This window comes from Pantoea sp. SGAir0215 (assembly GCF_043543215.1).
This window is the reverse complement of sequence record NZ_CP028031.1, coordinates 1,838,692-1,853,380: the sequence shown is the minus strand read 5'-3', so window position 1 is coordinate 1,853,380 and position 14,689 is coordinate 1,838,692. Positions and strand designations below refer to the sequence as shown.

The 14,689-nt window shown below is 54.4% G+C and carries 14 protein-coding genes, 3 tRNA genes and 1 other RNA gene; 1 reads left to right on the top strand and 17 read right to left on the bottom strand.

Features of this window, described 5'->3' with window-relative positions; translation table 11 throughout:
- Positions 1–39: 39 nt before the first annotated feature.
- On the top strand, positions 40–1,875 hold the full coding sequence (locus C1N64_RS08770; protein ID WP_263758927.1) for a methyl-accepting chemotaxis protein: 1,836 nt from the start codon (positions 40–42) through the stop codon (positions 1,873–1,875).
- Between the two features lie 312 nt (positions 1,876–2,187).
- Here the strand turns inward: C1N64_RS08770 and C1N64_RS08765 are convergent.
- The 17 genes from C1N64_RS08765 to sucC all read right to left on the bottom strand — a co-directional run bounded on the left by C1N64_RS08765 (position 2,188) and on the right by sucC (position 14,634).
- A non-coding RNA gene (locus C1N64_RS08765) (RtT sRNA) lies at positions 2,188–2,320 on the bottom strand.
- A 43-nt stretch (positions 2,321–2,363) separates the two neighbouring features.
- Positions 2,364–2,439: transfer RNA gene (locus C1N64_RS08760), tRNA-Lys, on the bottom strand.
- Between the two features lie 54 nt (positions 2,440–2,493).
- Positions 2,494–2,569, bottom strand: a tRNA-Lys gene (locus tag C1N64_RS08755).
- Positions 2,570–2,629: 60 nt separating this feature from the next.
- A tRNA-Lys gene (locus C1N64_RS08750) sits at positions 2,630–2,705 on the bottom strand.
- Between the two features lie 166 nt (positions 2,706–2,871).
- On the bottom strand, positions 2,872–3,678 hold the full coding sequence (gene cpoB, locus C1N64_RS08745) for a cell division protein CpoB (protein ID WP_033739354.1): 807 nt from the start codon (positions 3,676–3,678) through the stop codon (positions 2,872–2,874).
- 9 nt (positions 3,679–3,687) lie between these two features.
- The gene (gene pal / locus C1N64_RS08740; RefSeq protein ID WP_006118469.1) at positions 3,688–4,209 is read right to left on the bottom strand and encodes a peptidoglycan-associated lipoprotein Pal; all 522 of its coding nucleotides are present in this window, start codon (positions 4,207–4,209) and stop codon (positions 3,688–3,690) included.
- 52 nt (positions 4,210–4,261) lie between these two features.
- The gene (gene tolB / locus C1N64_RS08735; RefSeq protein ID WP_033739351.1) at positions 4,262–5,557 is read right to left on the bottom strand and encodes a Tol-Pal system beta propeller repeat protein TolB; all 1,296 of its coding nucleotides are present in this window, start codon (positions 5,555–5,557) and stop codon (positions 4,262–4,264) included.
- A gap of 115 nt (positions 5,558–5,672) precedes the next feature.
- Positions 5,673–6,968 carry a cell envelope integrity protein TolA gene (gene tolA, locus C1N64_RS08730; RefSeq protein WP_006118467.1) on the bottom strand — a complete coding sequence of 432 codons (1,296 nt, stop codon included), beginning with the start codon at positions 6,966–6,968 and terminating at the stop codon, positions 5,673–5,675.
- 26 nt (positions 6,969–6,994) lie between these two features.
- Entirely contained in the window at positions 6,995–7,423 is a 429-nt protein-coding gene (gene tolR, locus C1N64_RS08725; RefSeq protein WP_006118466.1) for a colicin uptake protein TolR, read from the bottom strand.
- A 13-nt stretch (positions 7,424–7,436) separates the two neighbouring features.
- The gene (tolQ, locus tag C1N64_RS08720; RefSeq protein WP_033739349.1) at positions 7,437–8,123 is read right to left on the bottom strand and encodes a Tol-Pal system protein TolQ; all 687 of its coding nucleotides are present in this window, start codon (positions 8,121–8,123) and stop codon (positions 7,437–7,439) included.
- Positions 8,120–8,524, bottom strand: a complete 405-nt coding sequence (ybgC, locus tag C1N64_RS08715; protein ID WP_006118464.1) for a tol-pal system-associated acyl-CoA thioesterase — start codon at positions 8,522–8,524, stop codon at positions 8,120–8,122. The genes tolQ and ybgC overlap by 4 nt, the downstream gene beginning before the upstream one ends.
- Before the next feature lie 181 nt (positions 8,525–8,705).
- The gene (gene ybgE / locus C1N64_RS08710) at positions 8,706–8,999 is read right to left on the bottom strand and encodes a cyd operon protein YbgE (protein WP_006118463.1); all 294 of its coding nucleotides are present in this window, start codon (positions 8,997–8,999) and stop codon (positions 8,706–8,708) included.
- Complete coding sequence (cydX, locus tag C1N64_RS08705) at positions 8,999–9,112, bottom strand: cytochrome bd-I oxidase subunit CydX (RefSeq protein WP_006118462.1); 114 nt, start codon at positions 9,110–9,112, stop codon at positions 8,999–9,001. Before cydX ends, ybgE begins: the two co-directional genes overlap by 1 nt.
- Before the next feature lie 15 nt (positions 9,113–9,127).
- Positions 9,128–10,267, bottom strand: coding sequence for a cytochrome d ubiquinol oxidase subunit II (gene cydB / locus C1N64_RS08700; protein WP_039337989.1), 1,140 nt, complete (start codon positions 10,265–10,267; stop codon positions 9,128–9,130).
- A gap of 11 nt (positions 10,268–10,278) precedes the next feature.
- On the bottom strand, positions 10,279–11,850 hold the full coding sequence (cydA, locus tag C1N64_RS08695) for a cytochrome ubiquinol oxidase subunit I (RefSeq protein WP_006118460.1): 1,572 nt from the start codon (positions 11,848–11,850) through the stop codon (positions 10,279–10,281).
- Positions 11,851–12,592: 742 nt separating this feature from the next.
- Positions 12,593–13,468: a succinate--CoA ligase subunit alpha gene (gene sucD / locus C1N64_RS08690; RefSeq protein ID WP_394515417.1), complete on the bottom strand. Its 876-nt coding sequence runs from the start codon at positions 13,466–13,468 to the stop codon at positions 12,593–12,595.
- Positions 13,468–14,634, bottom strand: a complete 1,167-nt coding sequence (gene sucC, locus C1N64_RS08685) for an ADP-forming succinate--CoA ligase subunit beta (RefSeq protein WP_006118458.1) — start codon at positions 14,632–14,634, stop codon at positions 13,468–13,470. The genes sucD and sucC overlap by 1 nt, the downstream gene beginning before the upstream one ends.
- Between the last annotated feature and the right edge of the window lie 55 nt (positions 14,635–14,689).

Genomic DNA, 14,689 nt, shown 5'->3' with positions numbered 1-14,689 from the left:
TTGGCTTAACATCGTTGACATGGGCAGGAGGCAGAGGTCATGGGGTTGCGGTTAGAAAATACAAAAATTTCGCACAAACTCAGTTTAGGATTTGGACTCGTTTTGCTGTTGGTGGTGGGATCGGGCGCGGTAAGCATCGCGCGTTTTAAAACTATCCATGACGTTTATGAACAGAGCAACCTGATTTACGACATTAATATTGACGTGTTTCAGGCTAAGGTTAACCGGCTGAAACTGCTGTATGGCGATGAGAAAGCGGGGAAAGTGATGGCGGATTATATCGCCCATGCCGCTCAGCTGACACATGATGCCCAACAGTACCGATGGCTGCCCGAGGAGGAAACACAGCTCCAGGATATCGCCAGCCAGCTCAGCCACTTTCAGGCCAGCATCAGCGCAATGACCCAGGCCATGCAGTCTCTGGCAGAAACGGGTAAGCAGCTCGATCAGCGCAACATGCAGAGCCAGTCAACGCTGTACGAAGCGTTGATTAAAACCCAGATGACCGATGCCAGTGCACTGTTTCAGCAACTGCTTGCAATCAGCCAGTTGCGCGATCAGCTTCAGTTACTCCGTTATGATCCCGCTCATGCCAGCGCGATTCAGTCTCAGCTCACCCCGCAGGTCAACGCCATCCAGACCGACCTCACCACCCTGCTACCGCAATTACCTCCCGATGCTCAGACGCAGCTCAACGCGCTGTGGAATGCAACCCTTGAGGTTAAGCAACTCAGTGAACGTTACGCGGCAGGCTTTCTGGCCCTCAGTCAGGCGGAGAACGCGGTGAAGGTCGATGGCGATAAGAGCAGTGCTATCCTCAAAACGCTTCTGCAGCAGATGAAGGTAGAAAACAGCGACCTGACCAGGAGTTCTGTTAACCTGACGCTGTTGACGGTTGGCCTTGCTGTGCTGCTGGGCATGTTGATTGCCTGGCTGATTGGCCGACAGATTACTCATCCCGTCAGAAAGAATTTATGGCTGGCGGAGCGCATTGCTAAGGGCGATTTAAGCGCCGATATCAAACCGGCGGGCCGTGATGAGCTGGGCAAACTGGCTGGCGCGATGGGCGCGATGAATCAGCGTCTGCGGACAATGATTCTGGAGGTCCGCGACAGCGTGCTCACGCTGTCGCAGGCGGCGAGCAGTATTAACAGCGACAACCACACGCTCTCGTCACGCACAGAACAGCAGTCCGCCGCCGTGGTGCAGACGGCTGCCAGCATGGAACAGTTAACCGTTACGGTGAAGCACAACGCAGATAACGCGCGCCACGCCAGCCAGATTGCTGCTGAAGCGTCTAAAACGGCGGAGCAAGGCGGTGCCGCCGTCACGGAAGTCGTGCAAACCATGGGCGATATTTCTGCCAGCTCGAAGAAAATCGCCGAGATCACGGCCGTTATCGACAGTATTGCTTTCCAGACCAATATCCTGGCTCTGAATGCCGCCGTGGAAGCGGCACGCGCTGGCGAGCATGGCCGGGGGTTTGCGGTCGTCGCCAGCGAAGTACGTAACCTTTCGCAGCGCAGTGCGCAGGCGGCGAAGGATATCGATCAGCTGATCAGCGCATCGGTCAGTCAAATCGCGGAAGGCAATAACCGCGTTGCGCGCGCGGGCGAGAGAATGGGACAGGTAGTTCAGGCGATTTCCCGTGTGAATGACATCGTGGGTGAGATCTCTTCCGCCTCGGATGAGCAAAGCCGTGGCATTGAGCAGATTGCGCGTGCGGTCTCAGAACTGGACAGCACCACCCAGCAAAACGCCTCGCTGGTCTCTGCCTCTGCCCTTTCAGCCACCGCGCTGGAAGATCAGGCGCGCCGACTTGAAACGCTGGTCAAACAGTTTAGCCTGGAACCCGGTCAGACAGCCGCACGCTAATCCGGCTGACGTATTACGCCCTATAAGCGCCTGTCGGGCGCTTTTTTTATGGCAGATGATTAAGATCCGCCTGCGTGACGCCCGTTCGACGGCACGCTGCCGGACAGGAACAGTGCGGACGCAGGGTGTTGGGCCCTGACGGGAGTACGACAGATTTTGCGGGCCCGTAGGCCTCGCCCTGCGGGTGGTGCTGACGCATCAGCCTGAATCACAACGCGATTCAGTCGAACCTGCTGCAGGTTCTCATCATGCACGCTTGACTGTAATGCCCCATAAACGAAAAACGCGCCCGTTGGGCGCGCTTTTCTGTATTGGTGGGTCGTGCAGGATGGCCTTCGGCCCCGTGGGCCTCGCCCTGCGGGTGATGCTGACGCATCAGCCTGAATCGCACCGCGATTCAGTCGAACCTGCTGCAGGTTCTCATCATGCACGTTTGACTGTACTGCTCCATAAACGAAAAGCGCGCCCGTGGGCGCGCTTTTCTGTATTGGTGGGTCGTGCAGGATTCGAACCTGCGACCAATTGATTAAAAGTCAACTGCTCTACCAACTGAGCTAACGACCCGCTCGGGGCTTACAACCGCTCAAACACATGTATGCATGCTGCCTGAGAATAAGATGGTGGGTCGTGCAGGATTCGAACCTGCGACCAATTGATTAAAAGTCAACTGCTCTACCAACTGAGCTAACGACCCATCTTAATGGTTGTGAAGCAATACTGAAGGTTCTCTTGGGGAACAGCGTCCTGCGGGAGATGGTGGGTCGTGCAGGATTCGAACCTGCGACCAATTGATTAAAAGTCAACTGCTCTACCAACTGAGCTAACGACCCATCTTCAGGCTTGCCAGACACATTTGCAATGTGTCCCGGCAACGGCGGCATATATTACTGATTTACCGAGGTAGCGCAACCCTTATTTTCTGTTAAGGGGTTCAATTGCCTACCTTTCATGCGGCAAGACCAGAAATCCATCGATATCCGGTCAAACCTGCACAAATTACATACCAGACAAGCGTTTTTGTGCCTGCTTAGCAGATTCGGTGTTCGGGTAAAGTTTGATCACCTGCTGATAAACGGCTTTGGCTTTTGCCGTGTCGTTTTTCTCTTGCATGATCACGCCAACCTTAAACAACGCTTCAGCCGCCTTGGGGGATTTTGGATACTGCTTCACCACCGTGGCGTAATAATACGCTGCGTCGTCTTTTTTACCTTTGTTATAAAACAGCTGCCCCAGCCAGTAATTGGCATTCGGCTGATACGTCGAGTCCGGGTAACGCTTCACCCACGCCTGCAGCGCAGTGATGGCCTGATCGTACTGTTTTTTCTCCAGAATGAGCGCAACAGCAGCATTGTAATCGCTGTTAGCATCGCCACTCTGAACAGGCGCACTGCTGCCGGCTGCAGCCGCACCTGCATCGTTGCCCGCTGTCGCAGCGCCCGCAGCCGCATTGTCACCGGCACCCGCGGCAGGCTGACTGGCATTGCTGCTGTTATTGCTGCTCAGACTGTCGATCTGTTGATAGATCTGCTTCTGGCGCTCAATAACCTGATTCAGCTGATAGGTATTTTGCTGGATTTCCCCACGCAATGAGTCGATATCCCGCTGGTTATCACTCATCTGCTGCTGCAGTTGCTGCATCAGCTGTGCCTGGGCATTGGAGATTCTTTCGAGACTGGTGACACGGTCTTCGACCGAGCCGGAGCCAACGCTACTGATTGACGCTTGGGCATGAGCGGCCCAGGGGGCCGCTACGCCAATCAGTAACGACAGACTCAACAGGTGATGTCTGAAGTTACTAACCATGTGATTCTCTTAGTAGACCAGTACGGCACGACGGTTTTTAGCGTAAGCCGCTTCGTCGTGGCCCAGAACAGCTGGTTTCTCTTTACCGTAAGATACGATAGACATCTGATCCGCAGACACGCCTTTACCTTGCAGGTACATCTTAACGGCGTTAGCACGACGCTCGCCCAGGGCGATGTTGTACTCTGGCGTACCGCGCTCATCCGCATGACCTTCAATGGTCACTTTGTAAGACGGGTTGCTACGCAGGAAGTTAGCGTGCTGATCCAGCATCTGAGCGTAGTCAGGCTGAACATCGTATTTGTCCAGACCGAAGTAAACGATGTTGTTCTGTTGCAGCTGCTGCATCTGCAGACGCGCCTGCTCATCAGAAGACATGTTGCCGTTGTTCATACCAGAGTTAGCACCGTAAGCGCCGTCAGCACCTGCGCCAGACTGGTCGTTGTTGTTATTTTTGTGTGAGCTACACGCCGCAACTGCCATGATTGGCAGAGCCAGCATTAAACCCTTCAGTACTTTGTTCAGTTGCATTTGAAAATTCCCATTATTGTTTATTTTTTTGTAATGTCAGAAAGCTCAGACATTACAGGTACGGCGACCAGGCAGGAAATTTGACCTGTCCATCAGTTGCCGGAAGACGCGCTTTGAAACGACCGTCGGTTGAAACCAACTGCAACACAGAACCCATGCCCTGAGTCGAGCTGTAGATTACCATGGTGCCGTTTGGAGCCAGGCTCGGCGTTTCATCCAGGAACGTGTCCGTTAACGTTTGAACGGCTCCCGTTACCAGATCCTGTTTGGCGACGTGTTGAGCACCGCCACTGGTGCTAATCATCACCATTGATTTTCCATCACTGGCTACATCCGCATCCTGGTTCTGAGCGCCTTCCCAGGTAATGCGCTGTGATGCACCACCATTGATGCTGATTTTGTAGATCTGCGGCGCACCGGCCTGGTCAGAGGTATACGCCAGCGTCTGGCTGTCCGGGAACCAGGTTGGTTCAGTGCTGTTATAGCGACCATCTGTAATCTGACGAATCTGCCCGGAGGCCAGGTCCATAACATAGAGATTCAGACTACCGGTTTTAGACAGGGCGAAGGCCAGCTTGGTGCCGTCCGGTGAGAAGGCTGGCGCACCATTGTGACGCGGGAATGAAGCGACCTGACGGACAGAGCCGTTAGACAAGGTCTGAATCACCAGCGCTGACTTGCCGCTTTCAAAGGTTACATATGCCAGTTTGCTGCCATCGGGCGACCAGGCAGGCGACATCAGCGGTTGCGGTGAACGGTGCACGACAAACTGGTTGTAACCGTCGTAATCGGCAACGCGCAGTTCATACGGGAACTGACCGCCGTTGGTTTGTACCACATAGGCGATACGGGTGCGGAACGCCCCTTTAATGCCGGTCAGTTTCTGGAACGCCTCATCACTGACGGTGTGCGCCGCATAGCGCAGCCACTGTTTCGTAATTTTATAGGAGTTTTGCGCCAGCACGGTACCTGGCGCACCTGCGGTATCCACCAGCTGGTAGGACACCTGATAGCTGCCATCAGCATTCGGCTGAATCTGTCCAACAACCACGGCATCAATACCCAGTGCGCTCCATGCAGCAGGCTGCACTTCCTGAGCACTGGTCGGCTGCTGCGGCAGACGTGAACGATCAAGCGGGTTAAATTTACCGCTGTTACGCAGGTCAGCTGCGACGATACCACCGATATCTTCCGGTGCCGCGCCTGGGCCAGACCATTTAAACGGAACCACACCGATAGGGCGCGCGCTGTTGACGCCCTGGGTGATTTCAATGCGAACCTCTGCATGCAGCACCGCTGCCCACAGCAGGATAAAAAAGCCTAACGTTACGCGAAGAGCTTGCTTCATTTTATCTCCCTTATCTGAACCTGAGTCCGCGATAATTGGCACTGTTCCTGAAAACCACGAGTACAACTAGAGTACGGCAAGCTAACCATAGATCAACCTGCCGCAGGTTACTGCATTATTGCGGTCTGAAACGCATCGGGGCGTTTTTAAACACTTCGTACACCGCTTGTGAAGGCGGTTTCGGAATATGTGCCTGCTTCGCCGCCGCGATAGCGGCCTGGCACAGCGCCGGATCGCCGCCTTCTGATTTAACATCAATCAGCATGCCATCAGGAGCAAGTTTAATACGTAAGTCACAGCTTTTGCCGCTATACAGGTCCGCATCGTAGAAACGGCTCTGAATTGCGCTGGTGATCTGCCCAAGATACGCATTCACATCTGCGCCAGAAGCACCCGCCTTCTTCTGATTACCCTGCCCTGCTGCTCCACCCGACGCGCCGCTTTTCGGTGCATTCTTACCGGACGCTAAGCCGCCCAGCAGGTCATCGACGTCGCTGTCATTGGCGGCATCAGCGGCCGCTTTCGCTTTCGCCTCGGCTTTTGCCTTCGCATCCGCTTTTGCTTTGGCAGCAGCCTCCGCTTTCGCTTTGGCGGCGGCGTCCGCTTTTTCTTTGGCGGCCTTTTCTTTCGCTGCGGCGGCTGCTTTCTCTTTCGCTTCCTGGGCGGCTGCGGCTTTCGCTTCCGCTGCGGCTTTGGCTTCAGCCGCTTTCGCTTCTTTCGCGGCTTCCGCTTTAGCCTGTTTCGCCGCTTCGGCCTTAGCTTGTTTTGCGGCTTCGGCAGCCTCAGCTTTCGCCTGCTGCTCGGCCTGCTTCTTCGCTTCTGCGGCTGCGGCTTTCGCCTCTTGCTCAGCCTGCTTCTTCGCCTCTGCTGCGGCCTTCTTCGCCTCTTCCTGCGCCTTCATCTTTGCGTCTGCCGCGGCTTTCGCCTGTGCATCCGCTTCCGCTTTTGCATCGGCTTTGGCTTTCGCCGCGGCCGCTTCGGCGGCTTTCTGTTGCGCCTCGGCCTGTTTCGCTGCGGCTTCCGCGGCCTTCTGCTGTTCAGCCTGCGCTTTCGCCTGCTGTTTCGCGTCTTCCTGTGCCTGCAGTCGCTCTTTTTCCAGCTCTTTCAGCCGCTGCTGTTCAGCCGCTTGTTTCTGCTGAAGCTCTTCGGCCTGCTGCTGGGCCTGTTTCTGGCGCTGCTGCTCCGCACGCTGACTGTCGCTTTGCTGATTCTGCTGACGGTTATACTGTTCAACCACCGCACCGGGATCGACCATGACCGCTTCTATATCGCTACCGCCACCGCCGCCGCTGGCCTCAATGTGCTCATTAAACGAGCTCCATATCAGCAGGGCGATCAGCACGATATGCAGAATCACCGAAATGATTATCGCGCGCTTTAACTTTTCGTTTTGCTCGGTTGCCTTCGACACACTCGGTTCCCAAAAACGGTTCGACTTTAAATCGGCTGCGTCATCAAACCGACAGATTTAACCCCTGCCTGATGCAGCAGGTTCAGCGCCTTGATGATTTCATCATAAGGTACCTCTTTGGCACCACCGATCAAAAAGACGGTTTTCGGATTGGCTTCCAGACGACGTTGCGCTTCGCTAATCACCTGTTCTGGCGGCAACTGCGGCAAACGATCGTGATCGACGACCATGCTGTATTGTCCCACGCCGGACACTTCAACAATCACGGGGGGATTATCATCACTGGAAACCGTCTTAGAATCTGTTGCATCGGGCAAATCCACTTCCACGCTTTGCGTGATGATGGGGGCCGTTGCCATAAAGATCAGCAGCAGCACCAGCAAAACGTCCAGCAGTGGAACGATGTTAATTTCCGACTTTAGCTCGCGGCGACCGCGACCACGCACTCGGGCCATCATTTACCTCTGTTTACTTAGCGCTGTCGCTGGAGAAAGCCTGACGATGCAGGATAGCCGTAAACTCTTCCATAAAGTTGTCGTAGCCCTGCTCCAGTTTATTGACGCGCTGGTTCAGTCGGTTGTACGCCATTACGGCAGGAATCGCAGCAAACAGACCGATCGCGGTGGCGATCAATGCTTCTGCAATCCCCGGTGCCACCATCTGCAGGGTGGCCTGTTTGACCGCCCCCAGGGCAATAAACGCATGCATAATCCCCCAGACCGTACCAAACAGACCGATATAAGGACTGATTGAACCAACCGTGCCCAGGAAAGGAATGTGGGTTTCCAGCGCTTCGAGTTCGCGATTCATGGAAATGCGCATGGCCCTGCTCGCGCCTTCAACAGCCGCTTCAGGCGCATGATTATTCGCGCGATGTAAACGGGCAAACTCTTTGAAGCCGGCGTAGAAGATTTGCTCGGCACCCGCCAGCTCTTCACGACGTCCCTGACTTTCCTGATAGAGGCGAGACAGTTCAACGCCGGACCAGAATTTGTCTTCAAAGGCTTCAGCTTCCCTTCCCGCCGCATTCAGAATTCGCGTGCGCTGGATGATGATTGCCCAGGAGGCAATCGAAAAGCCGATCAAAATCAACATGATAAGTTTGACCAGAAGGCTCGCCTTCAGGAACAAATCAAGAACGTTCATGTCAGTCACTGCTTGAACTCCGCGACAATAGACTTGGGAAGCGCAATCGGCTTCATTAGGTGTGGGTTGATGCAGGCAATCAGGACCTCTGCCTCATTGAGCACTTTGCCTTCTGCGTTCACGATACGCTGGGAGAATGTCATCGTCGCCCGCGTCATTGATGTCACTTCGCTCTGGATCTCCAGAAGGTCATCAAGACGTGCCGCCGAAAGATAGTCCACCGTCATGCGCCGTACCACAAAAGCAACCTGCTGTTCTAACAGCGCCTGCTGATTGAAATGGTGCTGACGCAGCATTTCGGTACGTGCTCGTTCATAAAAAGCGATATAGCTGGCGTGATAAACCACACCACCGGCATCGGTATCTTCATAGTAGACCCGAACCGGCCAGCGAAACAGCGTTGTACTCACTCTACATCCCGGCCTCGTTTTAAACGTTGCTACTATACGCAAGACAATTAGGGTTGGGAATGGGCTGTCAGAGCCAGGAGAAAATAATTATCAGTTGGTTACAAACGGACGTCATTAATGGAGGTTTCTTGACCAGACGCTGAAGTAAACTCACGCGCCTGGGGTGAAGGGTGACAGGTCGTCAGCGATAAAAATGACTCAGCGCCCAGAAGAGTACCAGTAAGGCGGGCAATGGCGCAAAGAACGCACGCCAGCGTAAACGGCGCGGACGGAATCCGCTGCCGTGAATAACCCCCGTGCAGACCGCCCAAATCAGTACGATGCCCTGCCATAGCAGGATGCCTTCCGGGCGGGTTGCATAGCGCGCGGGGTCCCATAACAGGCAGCCGGCCAGCCATAAGGCGAGTATCAGAGAAAGGGCCCGGAGCGGGCCCTTATCCATCAGGCGATAACCTGTCTGAATGCCTGTGCGCATTACGACTGGCGTTCCGCGTCGGCGCTGTCTTCGATATGTTCTATCGCCAGCGCGGTGATGATGCCAAAGGCACAGGCCAGCAGGGTGCCGAGAATCCAGGCAAAATACCACATATGTCGTCTCCTTTATTAATAGAGTGCGTTACTGTTGCGCTCAACATGTTCTTTAGTGATACGACCAAACATCTTCCAGTAACACCAACTGGTATAGAGCAGAATAACCGGCACAAAAATTATCGCCGCGAAGGTCATTATTTCCAGCGTCAGCAAACTGGAGGTGGCGTCCCACATGGTCAGGCTGGTGCCGGGAACGGTACTGGACGGCATAATGAACGGAAACATCGCGATGCCGGCGGTCATGATGACGCAGGCCAGCGTCAGCGATGAGCAGAGAAACGCCCAGCCGCCCTTCTCTCCGCGCGAACACATTACGGTCAGTAAGGGCAACACCACGCCCAGAAGCGGGAATAACCACAACACAGGATGCTGCTGGAAATTCACCATCCAGGCCCCCGCTTCGCGCACCACGGTTTTCCCCAGGGGATTAGAAGCAGCGAAGTGATCAAGCGTGCTGGTCACCACATAGCCGTCAATACCGTACCTTACCCAGACGCCAGCCAGCGCGAAACACGCCATCATCACCAGCGCGGCAATCTGCGCCGTGATGCGTGAACGCAGGTGCAGTTCGCCCGTGGTGCGCATTTGCAGATAGGTCGCACCCTGCGTCAGTATCATGGCAACGCTCACCACACCGGCCAGCAGTGCAAAGGGGTTCAGCAGCTGGAAAAAGTTTCCGGTGTAATACAGCCGCATGTACTCGTCGGCATGAAAAGGCACGCCCTGCAGCAGATTGCCAAAGGCGACGCCGATCACCAGCGGCGGGACAAAGCTGCCGATAAAAATGCCCCAGTCCCAGGCACCGCGCCAGCGTGCATCTTCGATTTTTGAGCGATAGTCAAAGCCTACCGGACGGAAGTACAACGAGGCCAGCACCAGAATCATCGCCACGTAGAAGCCGGAAAACGCGGCGGCGTACACCATCGGCCAGGCGGCAAACAGTGCGCCACCGGCGGTGATCAACCAGACCTGATTGCCGTCCCAGTGCGGCGCGATAGAATTGATCATCACACGACGCTCGGTATCGGTCCGGCCTAATACGCGCGTCAGCATCCCGACGCCCATATCGAAACCATCGGTGACGGCAAAGCCCACCAGCAGAATGCCGATTAGCAGCCACCAGACAAAGCGCAGAACTTCATAATCAAACATGGGGCTTCTCCTTATCCACGCACCGGCTGAGCGTTTTTAACGATCTGTTCATGGTGATAGCGCCCTGTTTTCAGGCTGCTGGGCCCCAGACGCGCGAACTTAAACATCAGGTACATCTCGGCCACCAGAAACAGGGTATACAGTCCGCAAATCAGTATCATTGAGAACAGGACATCGCCCACGGTCAGCGTGGAGTTCGCAATCGCAGTGGGCAGGACTTCCCCAATCGCCCAGGGCTGACGACCGTACTCCGCCACAAACCAGCCCGCTTCTACCGCAATCCACGGCAGCGGAATGCCGTACAGTGCGGCTTTGAGTAACCAGCGCTGTTGACCAATGCGATTTCGAATCACACTCCAGAATGACAGCGCAATGACGCCGAGCAGCAGCACGCCGCAAAGCACCATGATACGGAACGCAAAGTAGAGCGGTGCGACGCGAGGAATCGAATCCTGCGTGGCCTGTTTAATCTGCGCTTCACTGGCATCCGACACGTTCGCGGTATAGCGTTTTAACAGCAGGCCATAACCCAGGTCTTTTTTGCTGTGGTTAAAGGCATCGCGGACGGCCGGATCGGTATTGCCCTGTCGCAGTTCATCCAGCAGCGCGTAAGCCTTCATACCGTTACGAATTCGCACTTCGTGTTGCGCCAGCAGTTCTTTTAGTCCGGTCACCGGCGTATCGGTCGACCGCGTGGCAATGAGCCCTAGGAGATAAGGGATCTGGATCGCATACTTGTTGTGCTGTGCTGACTGATCGGGCACGCCAAAGAGCGTAAAGGCGGCCGGTGCCGGTTGGGTTTCCCATTCCGCTTCAATAGCGGCCAGCTTGGTTTTCTGTACGTCGCCCATCTCGTAACCGGATTCGTCACCCAGCACAATCACCGACAGCACCGCCGCCATGCCGAAACTGGCCGCGATGGCAAAAGAGCGTTTTGCAAACGCCATATCACGGCCTTTCAGTAAATACCAGGCGCTGATGCCTAAAATAAACATGGCTCCTGTGGTATAGCCTGCCGCCACGGTATGCACGAATTTCACCTGCGCAACCGGGTTTAATACCAGCTCAGAGAAGCTCACCATCTCCATGCGCATGGTTTCAAAGTTAAACTCAGAGGCGATGGGGTTTTGCATCCAGCCATTCGCTACCAGAATCCACAGTGCCGACATATTCGAACCGATTGCGACCAGCCAGGTCACCGCCAGATGCTGCACTTTACCCAGGCGATCCCAGCCGAAAAAGAACAGGCCCACAAAGGTGGATTCCAGGAAGAAAGCCATTAAGCCTTCAATCGCGAGCGGCGCACCAAAAATATCGCCAACATAATGAGAATAATAAGACCAGTTGGTGCCGAACTGAAATTCCATTGTCAGTCCGGTGGCCACGCCCAGGGCAAAGTTAATACCAAACAACTTGCCCCAGAACTTGGTCATATCTTTATAGATTTGTTTACCACTCAGGACGTATACCGTTTCCATGATGGCCAGTAAAAACGCCATACCGAGCGTTAATGGCACAAACAGAAAATGGTACATCGCCGTCAAGGCAAACTGTAAACGCGACAGTTCGACGATATCTAGCATAAAAACTCCTTGCTCCTCGCATGAACGCCTGAGCCGTGTGGGCCGAATAAGCGTCAGGAACGACTGATTATTGATTCCAGTTTTATCATCGGCAGGTCATAACGCTGTGCGGCCTGAGATGAGGGAGTAGCGGTTAATCTAACCTGGTTAAACATCAACGCAGCGGCGTGGTTCAAACGCTTAACGGGGGATAAATAAAAATTGATGCTTTCCCGTATTTGAACAAACGTTTGTTTATTTTTTTAAAAGGCTGGATTGATGCAGCGCAATTTAAGCGCTTAACGGTAGGCTTTGCTAGCGGTAAAGTTTGTTATATATAAGGGGAAGTTGATCTGGAATAATGAAGCAAAGATAAAAATATGTTCTTAAGCGTTCTTTGTTAAAAAATTGTCTCTTATTAATTTTTAATTATAAAGAAATTTAACTTTGATCCCTGTTTAATAACTTAACGATCCGCGACGACGATGCGGTGGGCTGAATTCATCATAGCAAATAAACGGGGCAATACTTAAATTAATTTAATGGTTATTTCACGTTCTTATTCAATATCTAAAAACGGGCCTGAGGGCAGCGTATTTTTTAAGTGAGTGACAGGCAATCATCCTGCCTGCAATCCGCCCTGCCCGTCCGGCCAGCGCCCTTTTTTCACTACCCACGTTCGTGACCGGCCTTGTGGCTGTGCGGCAATGTTTTGCCAGCCATAAAAAAAGCCACCCGAAGGTGGCTTTTTCAGTGGATGCGATTACTTCGCTGGCAGAACGGCTTTAACAGCATCACCGATGTCAGCCAGGCTGCGTACGGTTTTCACGCCCGCCGCTTCCAGTGCAGCAAACTTCTCGTCTGCCGTGCCTTTACCGCCGGCGATGATGGCGCCTGCATGGCCCATACGTTTGCCTTTCGGCGCGGTCACGCCTGCGATGTAGCCCACAACCGGCTTGTTCACGTGATCTTTGATAAAGGCAGCCGCTTCTTCTTCCGCGCTGCCCCCGATTTCACCGATCATGACGATCGCTTCAGTCTGTGGATCGTCCTGGAACATTTTCAGGATGTCGATGAAGTTAGAACCCGGGATCGGGTCACCACCAATACCAACACAGGTAGACTGGCCGTAACCGATATCGGTAGTCTGCTTAACGGCTTCATACGTCAGCGTACCTGAACGCGATACGATACCGACGCGGCCTGGCTGATGAATGTGGCCCGGCATGATACCGATCTTACATTCGCCTGGGGTGATCACACCCGGGCAGTTTGGCCCGATCATGCGAACGCCCGCTTCATCCAGCTTCATTTTCACGGTCAGCATATCCAGCGTCGGGATGCCTTCGGTGATGGTGATGATCAGCTTGATGCCGGCATCGATCGCTTCCAGGATACCGTCTTTACAGAACGGAGCCGGAACGTAGATGACGGTAGCCGTTGCGCCAGTGGCTTCAACCGCTTCACGCACGGTGTTAAACACCGGCAGGCCCAGATGAGTGGTGCCGCCTTTGCCTGGCGTCACACCGCCGACCAGCTGCGTGCCGTAAGCCAGCGCCTGCTCAGAGTGGAACGTCCCTTGTCCGCCGGTGAAACCCTGGCAAATGACTTTGGTGTTTTTGTCGATCAAAATGGACATTATTTACCCTCCGCAGCAGCAACAACACGCTGTGCCGCGTCTGTCAGACTGGTTGCTGCAATGATGTTCAGACCACTGTCCGCCAGTTTCTTAGCGCCCAGCTCAGCGTTGTTACCTTCCAGACGTACCACAACCGGTACGTTCACACCCACTTCTGCCACTGCACCGATGATGCCGTCTGCGATCAGGTCGCAACGCACGATGCCGCCGAAGATGTTAACGAAAACCGCTTTCACGGCATCGTCAGACAGGATGATTTTGAAGGCTTCCGTTACGCGCTCTTTGGTCGCGCCGCCGCCGACATCCAGGAAGTTTGCTGGCTGACCGCCGTGGTGCTTAACGATGTCCATGGTGCCCATCGCCAGGCCTGCGCCGTTAACCATACAACCGATGTTGCCTTCCAGCGCAACATAGTTCAGTTCCCACTGCGTTGCGTGTGCTTCACGTGGGTCTTCCTGGCTTGGATCGCGCATTTCACGCAGCTCTGGCTGACGGAACAGGGCATTGCCATCGGCACCCAGTTTGCCATCCAGACAGATCAGATCGCCCTGTTTGGTGATGACCAGCGGGTTGATCTCAACCATCGCCAAGTCACGTTCCAGGAACATGGTCGCCAGACCCATGAAAATTTTGGTGAACTGGCTGACTTGCTTGCCGGTCAGGCCCAGTTTGAACGCCAACTCACGGCCCTGATAAGGCTGAGGACCGGTCAGCGGATCGAGCGCCATTTTGTGGATCAGGTGCGGGGTTTCTTCCGCCACTTTCTCGATTTCCACGCCACCTTCGGTTGACGCCATGAAGATCACGCGACGCGTTGCACGGTCGACCACGGCACCCAGATACAGCTCCTGATCGATGTCGGTCGCCGCTTCAACCAGAATCTGGTTTACCGGCTGGCCATTGGCGTCAGTTTGGTAGGTCACCAGACGTTTACCCAGCCAGTTTTCAGCGAAAGCACGGATGTCTTCTTTACTGTTAACCACCTTCACACCGCCCGCTTTACCGCGGCCACCGGCATGAACCTGACATTTAACTACCCACGGGCCTGCACCGATTTTCGATGCCGCTTCTTCTGCTTCACGTGGTGTAGTACAGGCGTAGCCGGTCGGTGCTGGCATGCCATACCGTGCAAACAGCTGTTTAGCCTGGTATTCGTGTAAGTTCATGATGTTCTATCCATTCAGATCTGAAAAGAGTATTGAGGTTGGGCACGCAGCGCGT

What these genes read in the sequence shown, in the direction of transcription:
- tolR (WP_006118466.1), bottom strand. Translation starts at nt 7,423, where the DNA reads ATGGCCCGAGTGCGTGGTCGCGGTCGCCGCGAGCTAAAGTCGGAAATT.
- cydA (WP_006118460.1), bottom strand. Translation starts at nt 11,850, where the DNA reads ATGCTAGATATCGTCGAACTGTCGCGTTTACAGTTTGCCTTGACGGCG.
- tolB (WP_033739351.1), bottom strand. Translation starts at nt 5,557, where the DNA reads ATGAAGCAAGCTCTTCGCGTAACGTTAGGCTTTTTTATCCTGCTGTGG.
- sucC (WP_006118458.1), bottom strand. Translation starts at nt 14,634, where the DNA reads ATGAACTTACACGAATACCAGGCTAAACAGCTGTTTGCACGGTATGGC.
- pal (WP_006118469.1), bottom strand. Translation starts at nt 4,209, where the DNA reads ATGCAACTGAACAAAGTACTGAAGGGTTTAATGCTGGCTCTGCCAATC.
- cydX (WP_006118462.1), bottom strand. Translation starts at nt 9,112, where the DNA reads ATGTGGTATTTTGCCTGGATTCTCGGCACCCTGCTGGCCTGTGCCTTT.
- C1N64_RS08770 (WP_263758927.1), top strand. Translation starts at nt 40, where the DNA reads ATGGGGTTGCGGTTAGAAAATACAAAAATTTCGCACAAACTCAGTTTA.
- cpoB (WP_033739354.1), bottom strand. Translation starts at nt 3,678, where the DNA reads ATGGTTAGTAACTTCAGACATCACCTGTTGAGTCTGTCGTTACTGATT.
- sucD (WP_394515417.1), bottom strand. Translation starts at nt 13,468, where the DNA reads ATGTCCATTTTGATCGACAAAAACACCAAAGTCATTTGCCAGGGTTTC.
- cydB (WP_039337989.1), bottom strand. Translation starts at nt 10,267, where the DNA reads ATGTTTGATTATGAAGTTCTGCGCTTTGTCTGGTGGCTGCTAATCGGC.
- ybgE (WP_006118463.1), bottom strand. Translation starts at nt 8,999, where the DNA reads ATGCGCACAGGCATTCAGACAGGTTATCGCCTGATGGATAAGGGCCCG.